General features: G+C 72.6%; 11 protein-coding genes. 3 read left to right on the plus strand and 8 right to left on the minus strand.

What is annotated here, in order from left to right:
- Positions 1-158: 158 nt before the first annotated feature.
- The 5 genes from ACFWJW_RS06775 to ACFWJW_RS06795 form a co-directional block, all read right to left on the minus strand.
- Positions 159-1,187 carry a zinc-dependent alcohol dehydrogenase family protein gene (locus ACFWJW_RS06775; protein WP_387235961.1) on the minus strand — a complete coding sequence of 343 codons (1,029 nt, stop codon included), beginning with the start codon at positions 1,185-1,187 and terminating at the stop codon, positions 159-161.
- Positions 1,188-1,253: 66 nt separating this feature from the next.
- Positions 1,254-1,481, minus strand: a complete 228-nt coding sequence (locus ACFWJW_RS06780) for a hypothetical protein (protein ID WP_387235964.1) — start codon at positions 1,479-1,481, stop codon at positions 1,254-1,256.
- 102 nt (positions 1,482-1,583) lie between these two features.
- The gene (locus ACFWJW_RS06785) at positions 1,584-2,021 is read right to left on the minus strand and encodes a hypothetical protein (RefSeq protein WP_387235967.1); all 438 of its coding nucleotides are present in this window, start codon (positions 2,019-2,021) and stop codon (positions 1,584-1,586) included.
- Between the two features lie 175 nt (positions 2,022-2,196).
- Positions 2,197-3,177 carry a hypothetical protein gene (locus ACFWJW_RS06790; protein WP_387235970.1) on the minus strand — a complete coding sequence of 327 codons (981 nt, stop codon included), beginning with the start codon at positions 3,175-3,177 and terminating at the stop codon, positions 2,197-2,199.
- 132 nt (positions 3,178-3,309) lie between these two features.
- The gene (locus ACFWJW_RS06795) at positions 3,310-4,773 is read right to left on the minus strand and encodes an amino acid permease (RefSeq protein WP_387235973.1); all 1,464 of its coding nucleotides are present in this window, start codon (positions 4,771-4,773) and stop codon (positions 3,310-3,312) included.
- A 771-nt stretch (positions 4,774-5,544) separates the two neighbouring features.
- Here ACFWJW_RS06795 and ACFWJW_RS06800 point away from each other — a divergent pair.
- A complete protein-coding gene (locus ACFWJW_RS06800) occupies positions 5,545-6,906 on the plus strand; it encodes an NAD-binding protein (RefSeq protein ID WP_387235976.1) in 1,362 nt (453 codons plus the stop codon).
- Between the two features lie 53 nt (positions 6,907-6,959).
- Here the strand turns inward: ACFWJW_RS06800 and ACFWJW_RS06805 are convergent, their stop codons facing one another.
- The 3 genes from ACFWJW_RS06805 to ACFWJW_RS06815 form a co-directional block, all read right to left on the minus strand.
- Positions 6,960-9,437 carry a SpoIIE family protein phosphatase gene (locus ACFWJW_RS06805; RefSeq protein ID WP_387236270.1) on the minus strand — a complete coding sequence of 826 codons (2,478 nt, stop codon included), beginning with the start codon at positions 9,435-9,437 and terminating at the stop codon, positions 6,960-6,962.
- A 166-nt stretch (positions 9,438-9,603) separates the two neighbouring features.
- Positions 9,604-11,235 carry a helix-turn-helix domain-containing protein gene (locus ACFWJW_RS06810; RefSeq protein WP_387235979.1) on the minus strand — a complete coding sequence of 544 codons (1,632 nt, stop codon included), beginning with the start codon at positions 11,233-11,235 and terminating at the stop codon, positions 9,604-9,606.
- A gap of 197 nt (positions 11,236-11,432) precedes the next feature.
- The gene (locus ACFWJW_RS06815; protein ID WP_387235981.1) at positions 11,433-12,674 is read right to left on the minus strand and encodes an acyltransferase family protein; all 1,242 of its coding nucleotides are present in this window, start codon (positions 12,672-12,674) and stop codon (positions 11,433-11,435) included.
- Between the two features lie 484 nt (positions 12,675-13,158).
- Here ACFWJW_RS06815 and ACFWJW_RS06820 point away from each other — a divergent pair, with 484 nt between their 5' ends.
- Together ACFWJW_RS06820 and ACFWJW_RS06825 are read left to right on the plus strand one after the other, a co-directional pair.
- Entirely contained in the window at positions 13,159-13,992 is an 834-nt protein-coding gene (locus tag ACFWJW_RS06820; RefSeq protein WP_387235984.1) for an undecaprenyl-diphosphate phosphatase, read from the plus strand.
- Between the two features lie 148 nt (positions 13,993-14,140).
- Positions 14,141-15,418, plus strand: coding sequence for a PP2C family protein-serine/threonine phosphatase (locus tag ACFWJW_RS06825; RefSeq protein ID WP_387235986.1), 1,278 nt, complete (start codon positions 14,141-14,143; stop codon positions 15,416-15,418).
- The last annotated feature ends 299 nt before the right edge of the window (positions 15,419-15,717 follow it).

A 15,717-nucleotide genomic window follows, 5' to 3' on the forward strand; every position in this document is an offset into this window, starting at 1 on the left:
TCCGCACACTCGAAACGGTGAACTGACAGCATTGCGTAATCAGTGGCTACTATCCGTGACGATCGCGGGCGGTGCGAGTACCCGAAAGGCGTCACCTCGTAGATCGGGGTTGACGCTCGCCGTAGGTGCGCGCGGCCCGGTGGCGGCCTCGTCTCCGGTCAGCCGGGCGTCAGCACCGCGGCCCCGTGGACCCGGTCCGCGGCCAGGTCCGCGAGCGCCTCCGGGGCGCGGCTCAACGGGTAGCGGCTGACGGTGACCTGGATGCCGATCCTCGCCGCGGTCGCCAGGAACTCCCGGCCGTCCTCCCGGGTGTTGGAGGTCACGCTGCACAGATTCCGCTCGTAGAAGAGATGGCGCTGATAGGTGAGCGGCGGGATGTCGCTGAGGTGGATACCGGCCACGGCGAGGGTGCCGGAGCGGTCCAGTGCCTCCAGCGCCACCGGCACCAGATCGCCCACCGGCGCGAAGAGAATCGCCGAGTCCAGCGGTTCGGGCGGCCGGTCGTAGGCGTCGCCGGCCGAGGACGCGCCCAGTTCCAGGGCGAGTTCACGGGCCTGCGCGGACCGGGTCAGGACATGGACGGTGGCTCCTTCGGCCAGGGCGACCTGTGCGGCCAGATGCGCCGAGGCGCCGAAGCCGTAGATGCCGAGGCGGCCACCGGCGGGCAGCGCACTGCGGCGCAGCGCGCGGTAGCCGATGATCCCGGCGCACAACAGCGGTGCCAGCAGCGTCGCGTCCTCGGTGTCCGGGAGCGGATAGGCGTAGTCCGCGGGGACGAGGGCGGCCTCGGCGAAGCCGCCGTCGGCGTCCCAGCCGGTGTACACCGAGGCCGGACAGAGGTTCTCGTGGCCCGCGCGGCAGTAGCGGCAGACTCCGCAGGTGCCGCGCAGCCAGGCCCCGCCGACCCGGTCCCCGGCCCGGAACCGGGTCACCGCCGCGCCGGTGGCGGTCACCCGGCCGACGATCTCATGGCCCGGTACGGTCGACGGGCGGTGCGGGGGCAGGTCGCCCTCCGCCAGGTGCAGATCCGTACGGCAGACACCGCAGGCTTCCACCTTGAGCAACAGGTCATCGGGGCCCGGCTCGGGGGCGGGGCGGCGGACCGACGTCAGTGGCCCGGAGGCAACCGGGCCAGGGTGCCGGACGGCCCACCCGGACACGGAGCCCGGGCCTGAATCGGGGGCCATGACTCCAGGATGGCGCCCACCGCGGAGCCGGACAAACGGTGCGCCGCCGGTGTCCGGGCGTCCGACTCAGCCGATGAGCGTGGTCAGCTTCTGCATCAGCCTGGCGAGCGGATGCCTCTTCTTGGCGGGGGGAGCGGGGGCGGCGGTGGCCGGCGGTTCGGCCGGCGGGGGTGCCGGGCGGTGCGCGCGCTGTGCCGGAGGCTGGTCCGTGGGGGGCTTCGCGGGCTTGGTGCGGGTGCGTGCGGCCTCGGCGCGGACGAGCGCGCCAAGAGCGGCAAAGACGTCGAGGGGCATGCCGGATCTCCTGCGGTGGTGGTCCCGAGAGCTGATGACGGCAGGCCGCGGTCGCCCCGGGCCCCGGTCCGGGGAGGGGTGGGCGGATGCGGCCGGGCCCGCTCAGCAGCGCAGGATGGCCACGCGCTTCGGCGAGGCGGGGGCGGCGGTGGTGACCACAGCCGTGGTGGAGGCGCTCTCCGACGCGCCGATGGTTTCCTCGACGAGGGAGTCCCCGAGCGCCTTGCCCCCGGCGCCCGTGGGGATCTGATGGCGGAGATGGCAGGCCGAGGCGTCGCACTTGCGCCGGACGCCGCTGCCCGGATGCTTCCCGGCGCCCTCGGTGGACGCCAGCACCGGCCCCGCCGGAAGGCAGGGCCGTCCGGCCGGGGCGGCCACGGCCGGCGGGCCGTGCTGGAGACGGCAGCCGGCCTCGGTCATCAGGACTTCGGGGGAGCCGGTGGTGAGTGCGGCGTGCAGCAGGGCCAGTAACGCGAGCAACACCAGCACGCGCCGGCCGCCGGTTGCCGCAAAGCGGCCGGTGCTGACGGTGTCGCGCATGCGAATCTCCCAACCCTCTTCCAGGAGGGGATCCCCTGGAAGGGGTGAGGGCACGCCAGATACGCCGCAAGGGGCGACAAAATCACCCGTTCCGGCTATCTGCCCGCAACATGCGCACCATGCTTCGTACGCACGTCCGCTCCGCGCGGCGGGGTGCCGGTGTCGGTGCTGCCCTTCAGCGCCGTCGGCCCGTGGAGCCGCCGTCGGGGTCGCCGGTCGCATAGCGGCCGTGGTAGTGCGAGAATCGCTCCAGCGCGTCCCCGTCCATGCTCCACGGCCAGGGGGTCGCGACGCCGCCGGTGGCCCGCAGCGTGGTCCCGGCCTCGGTCGTCCGGCCGGCCTTGATCAGGGCGTACGCCAGCAGGTTGAGATCGGCCAGGGCCGCCGCGTGGGTCAGGAACCCCGGGCCCGGCCAGAAGTGCGCCGCATGGTCCAGGGCCTTGGCGGCGTCGGGCCGCCGCCAGATCTCCCCGGCGCCGAGGGCCATCAGACCGCCGTCGGCCACGGCTCGCTGGTGGCTGCCGATGAGCGCGGTGAGCTCCAGCCCGGCGGCGGGGGCGTCGGGCGGCATGGCGGCGCGGACACCGTCGAGGAGATCCAGGACCAGTGCGCTGGAGCCGCACTCGTCCGGCGACAGATACCCCAGCGCCTGGAGATGCGCCTCGCGGTTCCACGGATCGCGGGCCTTGATCTCGCGCCAGATCGCCGACAGCTCCGTGGAGGGGCGCTGCTCCAGGCGGAGCGTGGCCAGGTACAGGGTCCACGGTGTGGGGTCGGCGGGGAGCATGTCGGCCGCGAGCCGGCAGGTCTCACGGGTCACGTGCAGATCGACGCCGGATCCCTCCTGCCGCGCCTGCAACAGATCCGACCAGGCGTGCAGCAGCAGCGCGTTCTGGTCCTGCGGGTTGTGCTGCCGCCAGATGCCGGGCAGCGACCGCCCCGCGGCCCGGGCGAGCACCGCCAGCCGGTGGGCCTTGCGGTCCCAGTCGTGGCCCGCCTCGTTGATCACGTCCGCCATCGAGGCCATCACGGCGGTGTCGAGCGAACCGCGGGACCAGCACGTCTCGACGCGGCGCCGGACCTGTCCCAGTGTGCGGTCGTCGAGCTCGGGGACCAGGCGGGGAAGGCTGCCTTTGCGGCGTCTGAAGACGGGCATGTGTTCGGGGAGCCTTCCGTTGGTGGGTCGTATACGGAGCTGAACGGCAGTGTTGCCGAGAGTGGCGCTCAGGCGAGACTACGGGCAGGGGTATGCATAGGCATACCCCTGCCCGTATGGCAGACCGTTCGGTCAGCGGGAGCTGACGGCCTCCTTCTCCGGAGCGCCGCGGCCGAGCCGCTCGCGGACCAGGGAGACCGCGACGACCACGATGGCGAGCAGCACCGACAGCACGACCTGGATCCGGCCGCCGCCCTCACTGTCGTCGGTGAGCATGTAGACCAGCACGAACGAGATCATCGCGATCGTCGCCCAGGTCAGGTACGGGAAGAGCCACATCCGGACGACCAGCTTGTCGGGGTTCTCGCGCAGGATGATCCCGCGCATCCGCAGCTGCGAGAAGCAGATGACCAGCCAGACGAACAGCGCGACCGCGCCGGACGAGTTCAGCAGGAACTGGAAGACCGTGGTCGGCCACAGGTAGTTGAAGCCGACCGCGATGAAGCCGAAGACGACGGAGGCGATGATCGCGGCCTGCGGGACGCCCCGCGCGTTCGTCCGGGCGAAAGCCTTCGGGGCGTCGCCACGCTGGCCGAGCGAGAAGGCCATCCGGGAGGCGGTGTAGAGGCCGGAGTTGAGGCAGGACAGCACCGCGGTCAGCACGATGACGTTCATGATCTGGCCGGCGTGCGGGATGCCTATGGAGTCGAGGGCCGCGACGTACGAGCCGTGCTTGGCGATCGACGGGTCGTTCCACGGCAGCAGGGAGACCACCACGAGGATCGAGCCGAGGTAGAAGATGCCGACCCGCCAGATGACGCTCTTGGTGGCCTTGGTGACCGCGCGCTGCGGGTCCTCGGACTCACCGGCGGCGAGGGTGACGATCTCGCTGCCCATGAAGGAGAAGACGACCATCAGCACACCGGTGAGGATCGCGCTGGGGCCGTTCGGCAGGAAGCCGCCATGGGAGGTGAGGTTGGCGAAGCCGGTCGCCGCGTTGTCGGAGCCGGGCAGCACACCGAAGATCGCCAGACCGCCGATGACGATGAAGGCGGCGATGGCAACGACCTTGATGCCGGCGAACCAGAACTCGAACTCACCGAACGAGGAGACCGAGGCGAGGTTGGTGGCGGTGAGCACGACCATCACGATCAGCGCCCAGGCCCACTGCGGGACGGCCGGGACCCAGCTGGTGAGGATGGCGGCACCGGCGGTCGCCTCCACGGCGAGCACCACGACCCAGAAGAACCAGTACAGCCAGCCGATCGAGAATCCGGCCCAGCGGCCGAGCGCCCGGTCCGCGTAGGCGGAGAACGAGCCGGAGGTCGGGTTGGCGGCCGCCATCTCACCGAGCATCCGCATCACGAACACGACCAGCGCGCCGACCAGGGCGTACGACAGCAGGATGCCGGGGCCGGCCGCGGCGATGCCGGAGGCGGATCCCACGAAGAGGCCGGCGCCGATGACCCCACCCACGGCGATCATGGACAGATGGCGGTTCTTGAGGCCCGACTGAAGACCTGACTGCTGCGGAGACTGCCCGTGCCCCGGCGGAGCGGGCGGAGCGGCCACGGGGCTGGGGGGAGGTGTAGTCATCTTCGACATCCATTGAGGGTTGGAGGGGTCATGCACGTGGTGACTGCTGGGATCGCCTCGGTAGGTGGACGCACGCAAGGGCCGGTGCTGGAGATGGCGATCGTGGCCCTGACGAGGTGCGAAGGCGCGGTGAGTGGCCGTGGCCTTCGGATGCCTGCGCGGGTGGGGGAGCGCTTCTTTGCGCCGCCGCGCTACTGCCCGTCCTCCTCGTGAGAGGTGAGCCGCATCACGTCCGGATTGGGATTTGCGTAAGCGTATGTGGCGGTGCGCGGCGGCGTATTTGTGAGACCGGACAAATTCGCCCCCGATGGCTGTCCGTTCGGCTAATGCGGAGGACCGGAACGGAGGATTCGCGCCCGGGGCGCGCGGGGAGATCCGGAGGCGCCGACGGCTCGCCGGGCCCGTCCCGGCGGGCATCGGGACGGGGCTGGTGCGGACGGACAACGCCGTCGGCGAAGCCTTGGCCGACGGAACAGACGTCCCGGACCGCCCGCGCCCTAGCGTGAGTTCGGCCCTGGGGCCTCGCGACCGGCCCCGCCGCCGGCCGACGAGCAAGGGGACTCCATGGCCACCCTTCCCTCCGCCCGACAGACCCGGACCGCTCCCGCGACCGCGCCCTCACCCACACCATCAGGGGTGGGCGACCGCCGCGCGTCGCAGGACGGAATGTCATGTGAACGGCGCGGTGAACCACCGGAGCCACGCTCCGCTGAACTGCCGGGCGAAAACGGGGATATCGCTGCAAATCCGGCAGAACGGAACCCCGTGATCGTGGTGATCGGAGCCACGACGCTCGCGCGCCGGGTCTGTGCCTCCCTGGGAGAGAGCGGGCACCCGGTCGACCACCTCGCCGCGCCGGACGACCAGGACCTGCGCCGGGCCCTGGCCACACCGCCGGCCGCCCTCGCGGTCCTGGTGGGCGACGATCTGTCCGCGCTGCGCTACGCCCTCGCCGTACGCCATGTCTGCGACTCCGTCCGGATCGTCGTCACCGTCTTCGACCGCACCGTGGCGCAGCAGCTCCGGCTGCTGCTGCGCGACTGTGTGCCGGTCTCGCCCGCCGACCTCCTGGCGCCGACGCTGGCCGGACTGTGTGTCGACCCCGACGCGCTGGCCGTGTGGGACGACGGGCAGGGGGCGGTCGCGGTCCGCCCGGGGGAGGACCGGCTGGTGGAGACGGCGTGGCGGGCGAGCCCGGCCGCCCGGCGGCGGGCGCTGCTGGGACGGCTGCGGGGGCAGTTGCAGCCCCACGACGCGGATGCCCGTCTGCTGCTCATCGGGCTGCTGGGCATCGTGACCGTCCTGGTCCTGGACTGGATCTGGCTGGTGGGCGTCTTCCACAAGCCGGTCAGCACGGCGTTCCTGGAGGCCGCCCGGGTGGTGGCGGGCGTCGGTCCGGCCGCTCCGCACGAGGGGCATCCCGGGTACGAGGTGGTGTCCGGCGTGGCGATGCTGGTGACCGTGGGATTCACCGCGCTGCTCACCGCGGGCATCGTCGACCGGCTGTTCGGCCCGCGGCTGGTCGGGGTCCTCGGGCCGAGGGTGCTGCCGCGGGCCGGTCACGTCATCGTGGTGGGGCTGGGCCAGGTCGGCCTGCGGCTGTGCCAGACCCTGCGGCAGCTGGGGGTTCCGGTCGTCGGGGTCGAGCGCGAGCCCGCCGCCCCGAACCTGCGCCTCGCGCGGTCGATGGGGATACCCGTGGTGCTGGCGCACGGGGAGGACCGTGCGGTGCTGGCGCGGCTGGGCCTGGGGCGGGCCCGTGCGCTGGCCGCCGTCGGCTCCGATGAGCTGGACAACATCGCCGTGGCGGTCGCCGCCCACGGTGTGGCACCCGATATCCGGGTGGTGCTGCGGGCCGGTGAGGACGAGGCGACCGCCGAGACCCGCGCGCTGCTGCCCCTCGGGCTGACCCGCGACATCGTCAGGACGAGCGCGGCCTTCGTGACCGCCCAGCTGACCGCCGGGCGGGCCGGCGGGGCGCCGCGCCGCGTGGTGGCCGGCACCGACTGCGACTATGTCGAGCTGCCCGGACGCGGTCTCGTCGGCTGGCCCGTCCCGGATGGGGACGACTGCGGCCATGTGCCCGGCGGGGGCGAGCGCGACAGCGTGCGGAGCGCTCTGGGGGCGGGCTGAGCGACGCCTCGGGGTGCCCTGGGAGGTCTGGAGGTGTCCGTCCGCGGCCCGCCTCAGTCCTCCTCGTCGGCGCCGCCCGCGTCGGACGACAGGCTCTGCTCGGTCCAGATGACCTTGCCGGTCGGGGTGTAGCGGGTGCCCCAGCGCCGGGTGAGCTGCGCGACGATGAACAGTCCGCGGCCGCCCTCGTCGGTGGTCCGGGCGTGGCGCAGGCGCGGCGAGGTGCTGCTGGCGTCGGAGACCTCGCAGATCAGCACGTCCTGCCGGATCAGACGCAGGGTGATCGGCGCGGAGGCGTGGCGGATGGCGTTGGTGACCAGTTCGCTGACGATCAGCTCCGTGGTGAACAGCAGAGCGTCCATGCCCCACTCGGTCAGCTGTTGGTCGGCGAGGCCACGGGCGGTGCCGACGACGGCCGGATCGCAGGTCAGCTCCCAGGAGGCGACCTGTTGCGCGTCCAGGGCGTGGGTCCGGGCGAGCAGCAGCGCGGCGTCGTCGGACGGCGGGCCGGTCATCAGAGTCTTGACCACATTCCCGCCGAGCTCCTTCAGCGTCTCCCCGGGCACCGCGAGGGCACGGCTCAGCCGGGACAGTCCGACCTCGATGTCCCGGTCGCGGGTCTCGATCAGCCCGTTGGTGTAGAGCGCGATCAGGCTGCCCTCGGCCGGTTCCAGCTCGACGGCTTCAAAGGGCAGCGACCCGAGGCCGAGCGGCGGCCCGGCGGGCAGGTCCGGGCAGTCCACGGCGCCGTCGGGGCCGACGATCAGGGGCGGCAGATGGCCGGCCCGCGCCATGCTGCACCGCCTGCTGACCGGGTCGTAGACGGCGTACAGACAGGTGGCGCCCATGAACGTCGAGGCCACGCTCGGGTTCCCGGCGTCCGCGGCCGGGTCGGCACGGTGCGTCTTGACCAGGCCGATGACCAGGTCGTCCAGACGGGCCAGCAGTTCATCGGGCGGCAGATCCAGATTCGCCAGGGTGCGGACGGCGGTACGCAGCCGCCCCATGGTGGCCGCGGCATTGATGCCGTGTCCGACCACGTCCCCGACGACCAGGGCGACCCGCGTCCCGGACAGCGGGATCACATCGAACCAGTCGCCGCCCACCCCGCTCGGCGCGTCCGCCGGGAAGTACCACGACGCCACCTCCAGCGCGGACCCGCCGGTCAGCTCGTGCGGCAGCAGATTCTGCTGCATCACCCGGGCCGCGGACCGCTCGCGGGTGAAACGGCGCGCGTTGTCGACACACACCGCGGCCCGCGCGACCAACTCCTCGGCCAGCTGGACGTCGTCCGCCGCGAAGGGCCCCAGACGGCGGGACCGGAAGAAGGTCGCCGCGCCCAGGGTGATGCCACGGGCCTGCACCGGTGCCACCATCACCGAACGGAACCCGAATTCCCGGATGACGGCGGCCCGCACCGGGTCCTCGGTGACCCAGGCACTCGTGGTGAGGTCCAGGACCGGCTCCACCAGGGACGCGCCCTTGAGCAGACAGCGGGCGATCGGTGACGAGGGCGACCGCTGGACGGCTTCCCCCACGGCCAGAACGGCCTCCGGGCAGCCTTCGTGGACCGACTGCTGACCGCAGCGGCGCAGGGTGGGGGTGCTGTCGACCGGCCCGGGCACCGGCTCCTCGCCGCGGAGAACCGAATCCAGCAGATCGACGGCGACGAAGTCGGCGAGCGCCGGCACGGCGACATCGGCCAGTTCCTGTGCGGTCCGGGTGACATCGAGCGTGCTGCCGATCCGGACGCTGGCGTCGTTCAGCAGGGCCAGACGCTCCTGCGCCCGCCAGCGTTCGGTGACGTCGATGACCATGTACCAGAGGCCGATCCGCCGGCCCTGGGGGTCCGCCAGCCCGAAGAAGGAGGCCGAGTAGGCACGCTCCTGGTGGGGGTCCGCATAGGTGGGGCTGCGGAATTCGTAGTCCATCACGGGCGACCCGGTCCGCAGGACCCGTCGCATCCGCTCCTCGAACGCCGCGGCCTCCAGCCTCGGCAGCACCTCGTGCACCTGCTTCCCGAGCCGCTGTTCCAGCGGGATCAGGCGCTCCAGTACGTCGTTCACCCAGACGTACCGCAGATCGGTGTCGAGCACCGCCATACCGACCGGTGCGTGCGCCAGGAACGGTTCGAGCATCAGCTGGTTCACCCCGCCGCCCGGCACCCGCCACTCCTCCATGGCGAGGACGGACCACCGCTCGGGTCCTGCGCCGTCGAGCACCCGCGTGACCTGCACCGCCAGCTGCACCTCCCGGCCGTCCCGGTGGCGGGCCGCGACCGAGCCGCCCCAGCCGTCCCCCGCCCGGCACCACCGCGCCACGGAGGCCACCCGCACCTCGTCGCCCGGTACCGCCAGCAGCTCCGCGGCGGGATGGTGCAGGATCTCCGCGGCCGGATAGCCGAGCAGCCGCTCCGCCGCCCGGGTCCAGGCCACGATCCGGCCGTGGCCGTCCAGTTCGGCGGTGGCCGCCTTCGCGATATCGCACGCGCGGTCCGAGCCACCCGGCAGGGCATTCTCCGCACTCATCATCGCCAGCCCGTCAGCTGAATGGAGCAATATCGCCTAGTTTAGGAGAATTGTTGACCACCGGCGGTGCGGGGGGTGCGAGTGCCCGGATACCGGACTCCGTGGCTCCGTCGCCCGACGCGGCGCCCCCGGCCGGGCCGTCGCGCCACCGGCCGCCGCGCGCCCCGCTTCAGCCGGCGGGCGGCAGCCGCAGCTGGAGCATGGCCAGCAGCCGCTGATCCGGGCGGCTGAGGTCGAGACCGGTCAGGTCCTCGGCCCGGCGGATCCGGTAGCGCAGCGTGTTGGGGTGCACATGCAGCTCGGTGGCGGCGGCCCGTACGTCGCCGAAGGCGTTCAGATAGGCGAGCACGGTCTCGGCCAACTGCCCCTGGTTGCGGCTGTCGTGGGTGACCAGGGCGGTCAGCCGGGGGTCGCGCATCTCGGGGTGCGCCGACAGCAGCGCCAGCACCTCGCTGACGAGTACCTCCGCCTGGATGTCCGGCAGCGCGGCGACCGTGGTGGCGACCCCGACGCTCAGCATGGCGTCCAGGATCCGGTCCGCCTCCCGGCGCGATTCGGGGATCTCCCCGAGCCCCGGCACGATGCAGCCGACCGAGCCGCGCAGCGACAGGCCCAGGTGGCGGCCGGCCGCGTCGGTGATCTCCTGGCCCCAGCCGCGCAGCGTGCCGGTGTCGATGCTGCGCGGCAGTTGCGGCAGCAGCACATAGATCCGCGCGTCGACCTGGGTGACCACGGAGCTGCTGTGCCGGGCGGCGGTGTGCACCGAGATCAGGTTGCTGACCTCGCCACGGGTCAGCTCCGGCGGGGTGGCCTCGGCCGTCCCGTACGAGAAGCCCAGGACGGCGGCCGGGCGGGCCGCGTCCAGGGCCAGATGGCTCGCCAGCGGCTGCGGCCCGGTGCTGCCCTCCAGCAGCCCGGCCGCGAGTGTACGGGTCAGCGTGAGGTCGGCGGAGAGCTCACGGCGGCGGCGTACCAGATGCAGGGCGGCGACCCGGGCCGCGCCCAGCAGCGCCTGGTCGGCGCGCTCGGTCAGCGGCGTGGAGCCCTCCTGCACCCAGATGACGCCCAGCTGCCGTTCCCCGGAGCGGATGGCCACCGCGAGCCGCCGGCGGATCCCCAGCTCGGGGTGGGCATCGATGTTGATCACTTCGTCGGAGGTGCGCAGCCGCTGGAACACGCCCCACTCGCGCAGCCGCGACAGATACGCCTCCGGGCCGTGCCACCCCAGGATGGACCGCCGCCGCAGGTCATCGACCTCGTCGTCGTCGGCGGAGCGGGAGTAGGCCAGCACGCGGTTGGCGGTGTCCTCGATGCTGACGATGCCGCCGGTGAGGATGGCGGTGGTCTGCGCGAGCGCGAACAGGTCGCCTTCCTCGGCCCCCTCGCCGGGGCGCCCCAGCGGCGCACTCTCCAGCGCCGCGCGGGCCAGCGCGTCCACCTGCTCCCAGCGCGCTTCGCTCCGTACGGACAGCAGCGCGATGCCCGCCTCGACGGCCGTCGCACTGAGCGCCGCGGCCTGCCCGGGAGCGTCCAGCTTGACCGCCACGGCAGCGGCCCCGTCGCGTCCGCCGGCCCGCAGCGCGGGGAACGCCGCGCGCCCCCGGGCCCCTATCGCGAGGATCAGCTCGCCGGGGCGGGCCATCGGCGGGTCCTCGGGGTCGAGCAGTGCGACGCTGCGGATCTCGACGTCCAGCCCGTCGGGCGCGGCCTGGAGCTCCACCAGGGGCTCGCCCAGCGACATCAGCAACTGGCGCAGGCTGATGCCCGTACGGGGTGGCGATGCCGCGGCAGCTGGATCCATGATCGGCGCCTCTGGAGGGTTCGGGTGGCCGGGGCTCTGGGACTGCCGGCCCTCTCGCAGGACTTCCGATCGTGTGCTGTCAAGTACTCGACCGGCCCATGAGGGAGCCATTACCGCAGGTATGAGCCACGCCAACAGTACTGATGCTATCCGCCGGCGCGATCGTGGCCCTGGAGCGGACGGGCGCCCGAGATCCCCTAGGGCACCGCCTGCTTCCCCGTCGCCTGCTTCCCGGCCGACTGCTTACCGGCAGGGGGCGCCGCCGCACCATCGGTCGGGGGTTCCGTCGCACCGGTCGGGGGTTCCGCTCTGAACGCCCATGTCATCTTGGGTTCCATCACGCAGCGGAAGACCCGCTGCACCGGCGGTGTGCACAGCAGCGTCACGACCGCTCCGGCGATGAAGGTGACGGCGATGGCGCCCCACGGGGTGCGGACCCAGCCGGCGTCGTACCAGTCCCACCAGCGGGAGCCCTTGGCGAGGAAGCCGTGCAGCAGATAGCCGTAGAGCGTGCCGGCGCCCAGCGCGGTGCACCACATCCGGCGGCCCGGCACCCAGGCCAGGAAGCACGCCGTCAGCACCAGCGAGCAGCCGAACATGGCGAGCTGCATCAGCGCACCGACCCACCACGGAGCGCCCAGGTTCTCGGCGCTGTCGGTGTGGTAGAACCAGGCGTCGTTCATCCGGGGCACGGCCCAGTACGCGAAGACCAGCGCCACCGCCAGGACGGGCACCGCGGCGATTCGCACCGGCCAGCGGCGCACCAGGCTGAAGTGCTCCGCCTTCAGGCACATGCCGAGGACGAAGAACGGCAGGAATTGCAGCACCCGCTGGAGGTCCAGCTCGGTGCCGACGTCCGGGGACGCGGAAGCCGCGATGGCGATCACGAGGGCCAAAGGCACCGGCCAGCGCACGATCCGCCACAACGGAGCGGTGAGCCGCCAGATGAACAGGGCCGCCAGGAACCAGGTGAGGAACCACGGATCCAGCAGGCTGACCGTGAAACTCGGGATGTCACCGGCCAAGTACCGGAAGAGCGCGAAGGCCGTCTGGAAGACGACGAACGGGACGGCGACACCGGTGACCAGCCGCTGGAGCCGGTCGCGGCGCAGGTCGAAACTGCGCGAGAAATAGCCGGAGATGACGGTGAAGGCCGGCATGTGGAAGGCGTAGACGAAGAGATACAGCGACGCCGCGCTCCGGCTGCCGTGGTAGTACGGCTCCCAGGCGTGCCCGAGCGCCACCAGGACGATGGCCAGGTATTTGGCGTTGTCGAAGAACGCGTCGCGCTGTTTGGCGGGGGCGGGCGGCTCGGCCGGGGCGGGCGGCGCCGGTTCGCCCGGGGCACCGGCGGACCGGTGCGCCGCGGTGGCGGGCGGCTCGGCGGGGGCGATCCGGCCGGTGTCCTGCTGGGCGGAGGACCGGGGGGCGGGGATCACGACACGGCCTCCCAGCAGTCCGTCGGCCGCCGTGGCTCTCTTGCCGTGCTGGTGGGGGCGATGGTCATGGCGATCACGGTGAGCGGCATACCGGCTCCTCGGGTGGACTGCTGCGGGAGGGGGCGGCACCCTGCGGCGTGCCGTTCCTCCCCCTGGTCGTCTACAGTGCTGTAGACCGTCGGTGAACTGTAGACGCCGGGACGCGTGGGGCGCCCCCCGGCCCGGCACCGCAGAAGCGGCGACACGGCCCAATGCCCGGCCGTCCACGCCCTGTTCACCATTGGCCCACGGCTGCTTCATCCGTATCGGATCCCGGTGGCCCGCCGCCACTTGATGTGGCAGTCGTGATCCTTCTCTCTCCGGTCGTGCCCGCGGAGCGTCGCGCTTCGGCCGGACCGCGAGCGCGCCAGTACAGTCACCACACCGACCTGTGTGCCGCGGCGCCCCCACGCCCACCGATCACCCTTCACCCGGAATGGACCCCATGAGCGCGATCAGCATCGGCCAAGCCGTCGTCCTCGGAGCCGTCGAGGGGGTGACGGAATTCCTGCCGGTCTCCTCCACCGGCCACCTCAAGATCGCCGAGGGTCTGATGGGCATCCCGGTCGGCGACAAGACCGTCGTCGCGTTCTCCGCGGTCATCCAGGTCGGCGCGATCGCCGCGGCACTCGCCTACTTCTTCAAGGACATCGTGCGCATCATGGGCGCCTGGTTCCGCGGACTGCGCGACCGTGAGGAGCGGTACCACCACGACTACAAGTTCGCCTGGTGGGTGATCTACGCGACCCTCCCGATCGTCGTCGTCGGCCTGGCCGCCAAGCCGCTGATCGAAGGCCCGCTCGCCTCGCTCTGGGTGGTGGCCGGCTCGCTGATCATCGGCAGCGGGGTGATGTGGGCGGCGGACCGGATGGGCCGCCACAAGCGGGGTGAGGACGACACCTCGCTCAAGGACGCCATGCTGGTCGGCTGCTCACAGATCCTCGCCCTCCTCTTCCCCGGCTTCTCCCGCTCCGGCGCGACCATGTCCACCGCGCTGATGCTCGACCTGGAGCGGGTCGCGGCCACCCGGCTGTCCTTCTTCCTCGGCATCCCGGCCCTCACCGGCGCCGGGATCTACGAGCTGAAGGACGCCATCGGCACCGGCGCCGCCGTCGCCCCGCTGGCCATCGGCACCGTCGTCTCCTTCGGCGTCGCCTACGCCTCGATCGCCTGGCTGCTGAAGTTCGTGGCCAAGCACTCCTTCAACTCCTTTGTCCTCTACCGGATCCTCGTCGGAGCGCTGCTCTTCGGACTGCTGGGCGCGGGCGTCCTCAGCTGACGGTCACCAGGGACCCGGCCGGCCGTGCCGCTCGGCCGCACGGAGGCCCGGCGCGGCCGTCGCGCCGGGCCGTGATGCCGGGTTGCTGATGGTATGGGTGCATGAGGAGCGCCCGCCCGCGGCGGGCCGCAGTGCCCTGGAGGTGGCCTTGTCGAACCGGGATGGCGCGGAGACGGACCCGGACGCCGAGCTCGCCGGCGTCCTGGCCCGTCTGCACACGGTGGAAGAGGCCGCCGAGCAGATCGGCACGACCCTGGACGAGCGGACCACCTGTGCCGAGCTGGCCCGCTTCCTGTGCCGGCACCTGTGTGACGCCGCGGCGGTGGACCTGCTCACCGGGCAGGGCACCGGCGCCCGGCCCCGGTCCCCGGAGGCGCTCACCCGCGTCGCGACGGCCGGCCTGGTCAAGGTGCTGGAGGCGCAGTTCCCGGACGAGCGGCCGGCCGAGGACACGCCCTCGCTGCGGGCGCTGGACGAGGAGCGCCCGGTCACCGCGGCGGCGGTGCTGCCGGGCGGCCGCGCCGTCCAGGCCGTGGCCGCCCCGCTCCTGGCGTACGGCCGTCGCTACGGTGTGCTGCTCGCCCTGCGCGCGGGCGGCAGCTTTTCCGGGCAGGAGACCGCCACCGTGCACCATCTGGCGCGCCTCACCGCCACCCGGCTCACCCACGCCCGCCGCCATGCCGCCGTGCAGCGCACCGCGATGGACCTTCAGCGGGCGCTCCTCGCGGAGCCGGGCCGGCCGCACCCCAACCTGGAGCTGGCCACCCGCTATCTGCCGTCCGGCGGCAGCGCCCTGGTAGGCGGCGACTGGTTCGAGACGGTACGGCTCCACTACGGGCGCACCCTGCTCGTCATGGGGGATGTCATGGGGCACGGACTCGACGCGGCGGTCGATATGAACGCCTACCGCTCCCACCTCCGCTATGTCGCCTCGACCGATCTGCCGCCCCATCGCGTACTGCGGCAACTCGACGCCGCCGTGGCCGGGGAGGAGTCCCGCCGGCCCGCGACCTGCCTGCTGGCCAGGGTCGATCCGGCGCGCGGTATCGCCGCCTTCGCCAGCGCGGGCCATCTCCCCCCGGCGGTCATCGGCCCCGAGGGCGCCACCGGTCTGGTCGACGTCCCCGTCGGCCCGCCTCTGGGCACCGGCGTAGGGGGCTACGAACTCGTCACCCGCGCCCTCACCCCCACCGAAACCCTGCTGATGTTCACCGACGGGCTCATCGAGCGCCGCGGCGAGGACATCGATGCCTCCCTGTCCCGGCTGGCGAGGATGCGACTGCCCGCCGGGGCCGGCGTGGAGCCGATGCTCGACGAGGTCCTGCTCCGCCTCGACGGACTGCACGCCGAGGACGATGTCGCCGTCCTCGCCGCCCGGATCCGCCACCATCCGAGCGCGGGGGCGGCCGGACCGGTGGAGAGTTGACGGGCCCTCAGGGGTGTCCCGGCCCGGCGGATCAGGGTCGGGGCCCCCTGAGCCCCCCACCGCGACGAATTCGGAAGCCGGTTGAATCATCCCGCCACGCGGTGCGTATCTCAGGGTGAGCCGAGGGATTTTCCCCGATTCCCGGCTCGGCCCTGGTTTTGCCTGTGAACCCGGGCCGCGCGGTCGCTCCGCCTCTGCTACCCCCTGGCAGAGGGGGAGGGCGCGCCCGCCCCCCCCAGGGGGGCCCCACCCACCCCCAAACCCGGCGGCCGCCCCCCCCGAACCCCCCCCACCGGGGA

The organism is Streptomyces sp. NPDC127097, from assembly GCF_042724075.1.
GTDB lineage: Bacteria > Actinomycetota > Actinomycetes > Streptomycetales > Streptomycetaceae > Streptomyces.

Coding starts and splice junctions, on each gene's coding strand:
- ACFWJW_RS06775 (WP_387235961.1), bottom strand. CDS start 1,187: ATGGCCCCCGATTCAGGCCCGGGCTCCGTGTCCGGGTGGGCCGTCCGG.
- ACFWJW_RS06780 (WP_387235964.1), bottom strand. CDS start 1,481: ATGCCCCTCGACGTCTTTGCCGCTCTTGGCGCGCTCGTCCGCGCCGAG.
- ACFWJW_RS06785 (WP_387235967.1), bottom strand. CDS start 2,021: ATGCGCGACACCGTCAGCACCGGCCGCTTTGCGGCAACCGGCGGCCGG.
- ACFWJW_RS06790 (WP_387235970.1), bottom strand. CDS start 3,177: ATGCCCGTCTTCAGACGCCGCAAAGGCAGCCTTCCCCGCCTGGTCCCC.
- ACFWJW_RS06795 (WP_387235973.1), bottom strand. CDS start 4,773: ATGACTACACCTCCCCCCAGCCCCGTGGCCGCTCCGCCCGCTCCGCCG.
- ACFWJW_RS06805 (WP_387236270.1), bottom strand. CDS start 9,437: ATGATGAGTGCGGAGAATGCCCTGCCGGGTGGCTCGGACCGCGCGTGC.
- ACFWJW_RS06810 (WP_387235979.1), bottom strand. CDS start 11,235: ATGGATCCAGCTGCCGCGGCATCGCCACCCCGTACGGGCATCAGCCTG.
- ACFWJW_RS06820 (WP_387235984.1), top strand. CDS start 13,159: ATGAGCGCGATCAGCATCGGCCAAGCCGTCGTCCTCGGAGCCGTCGAG.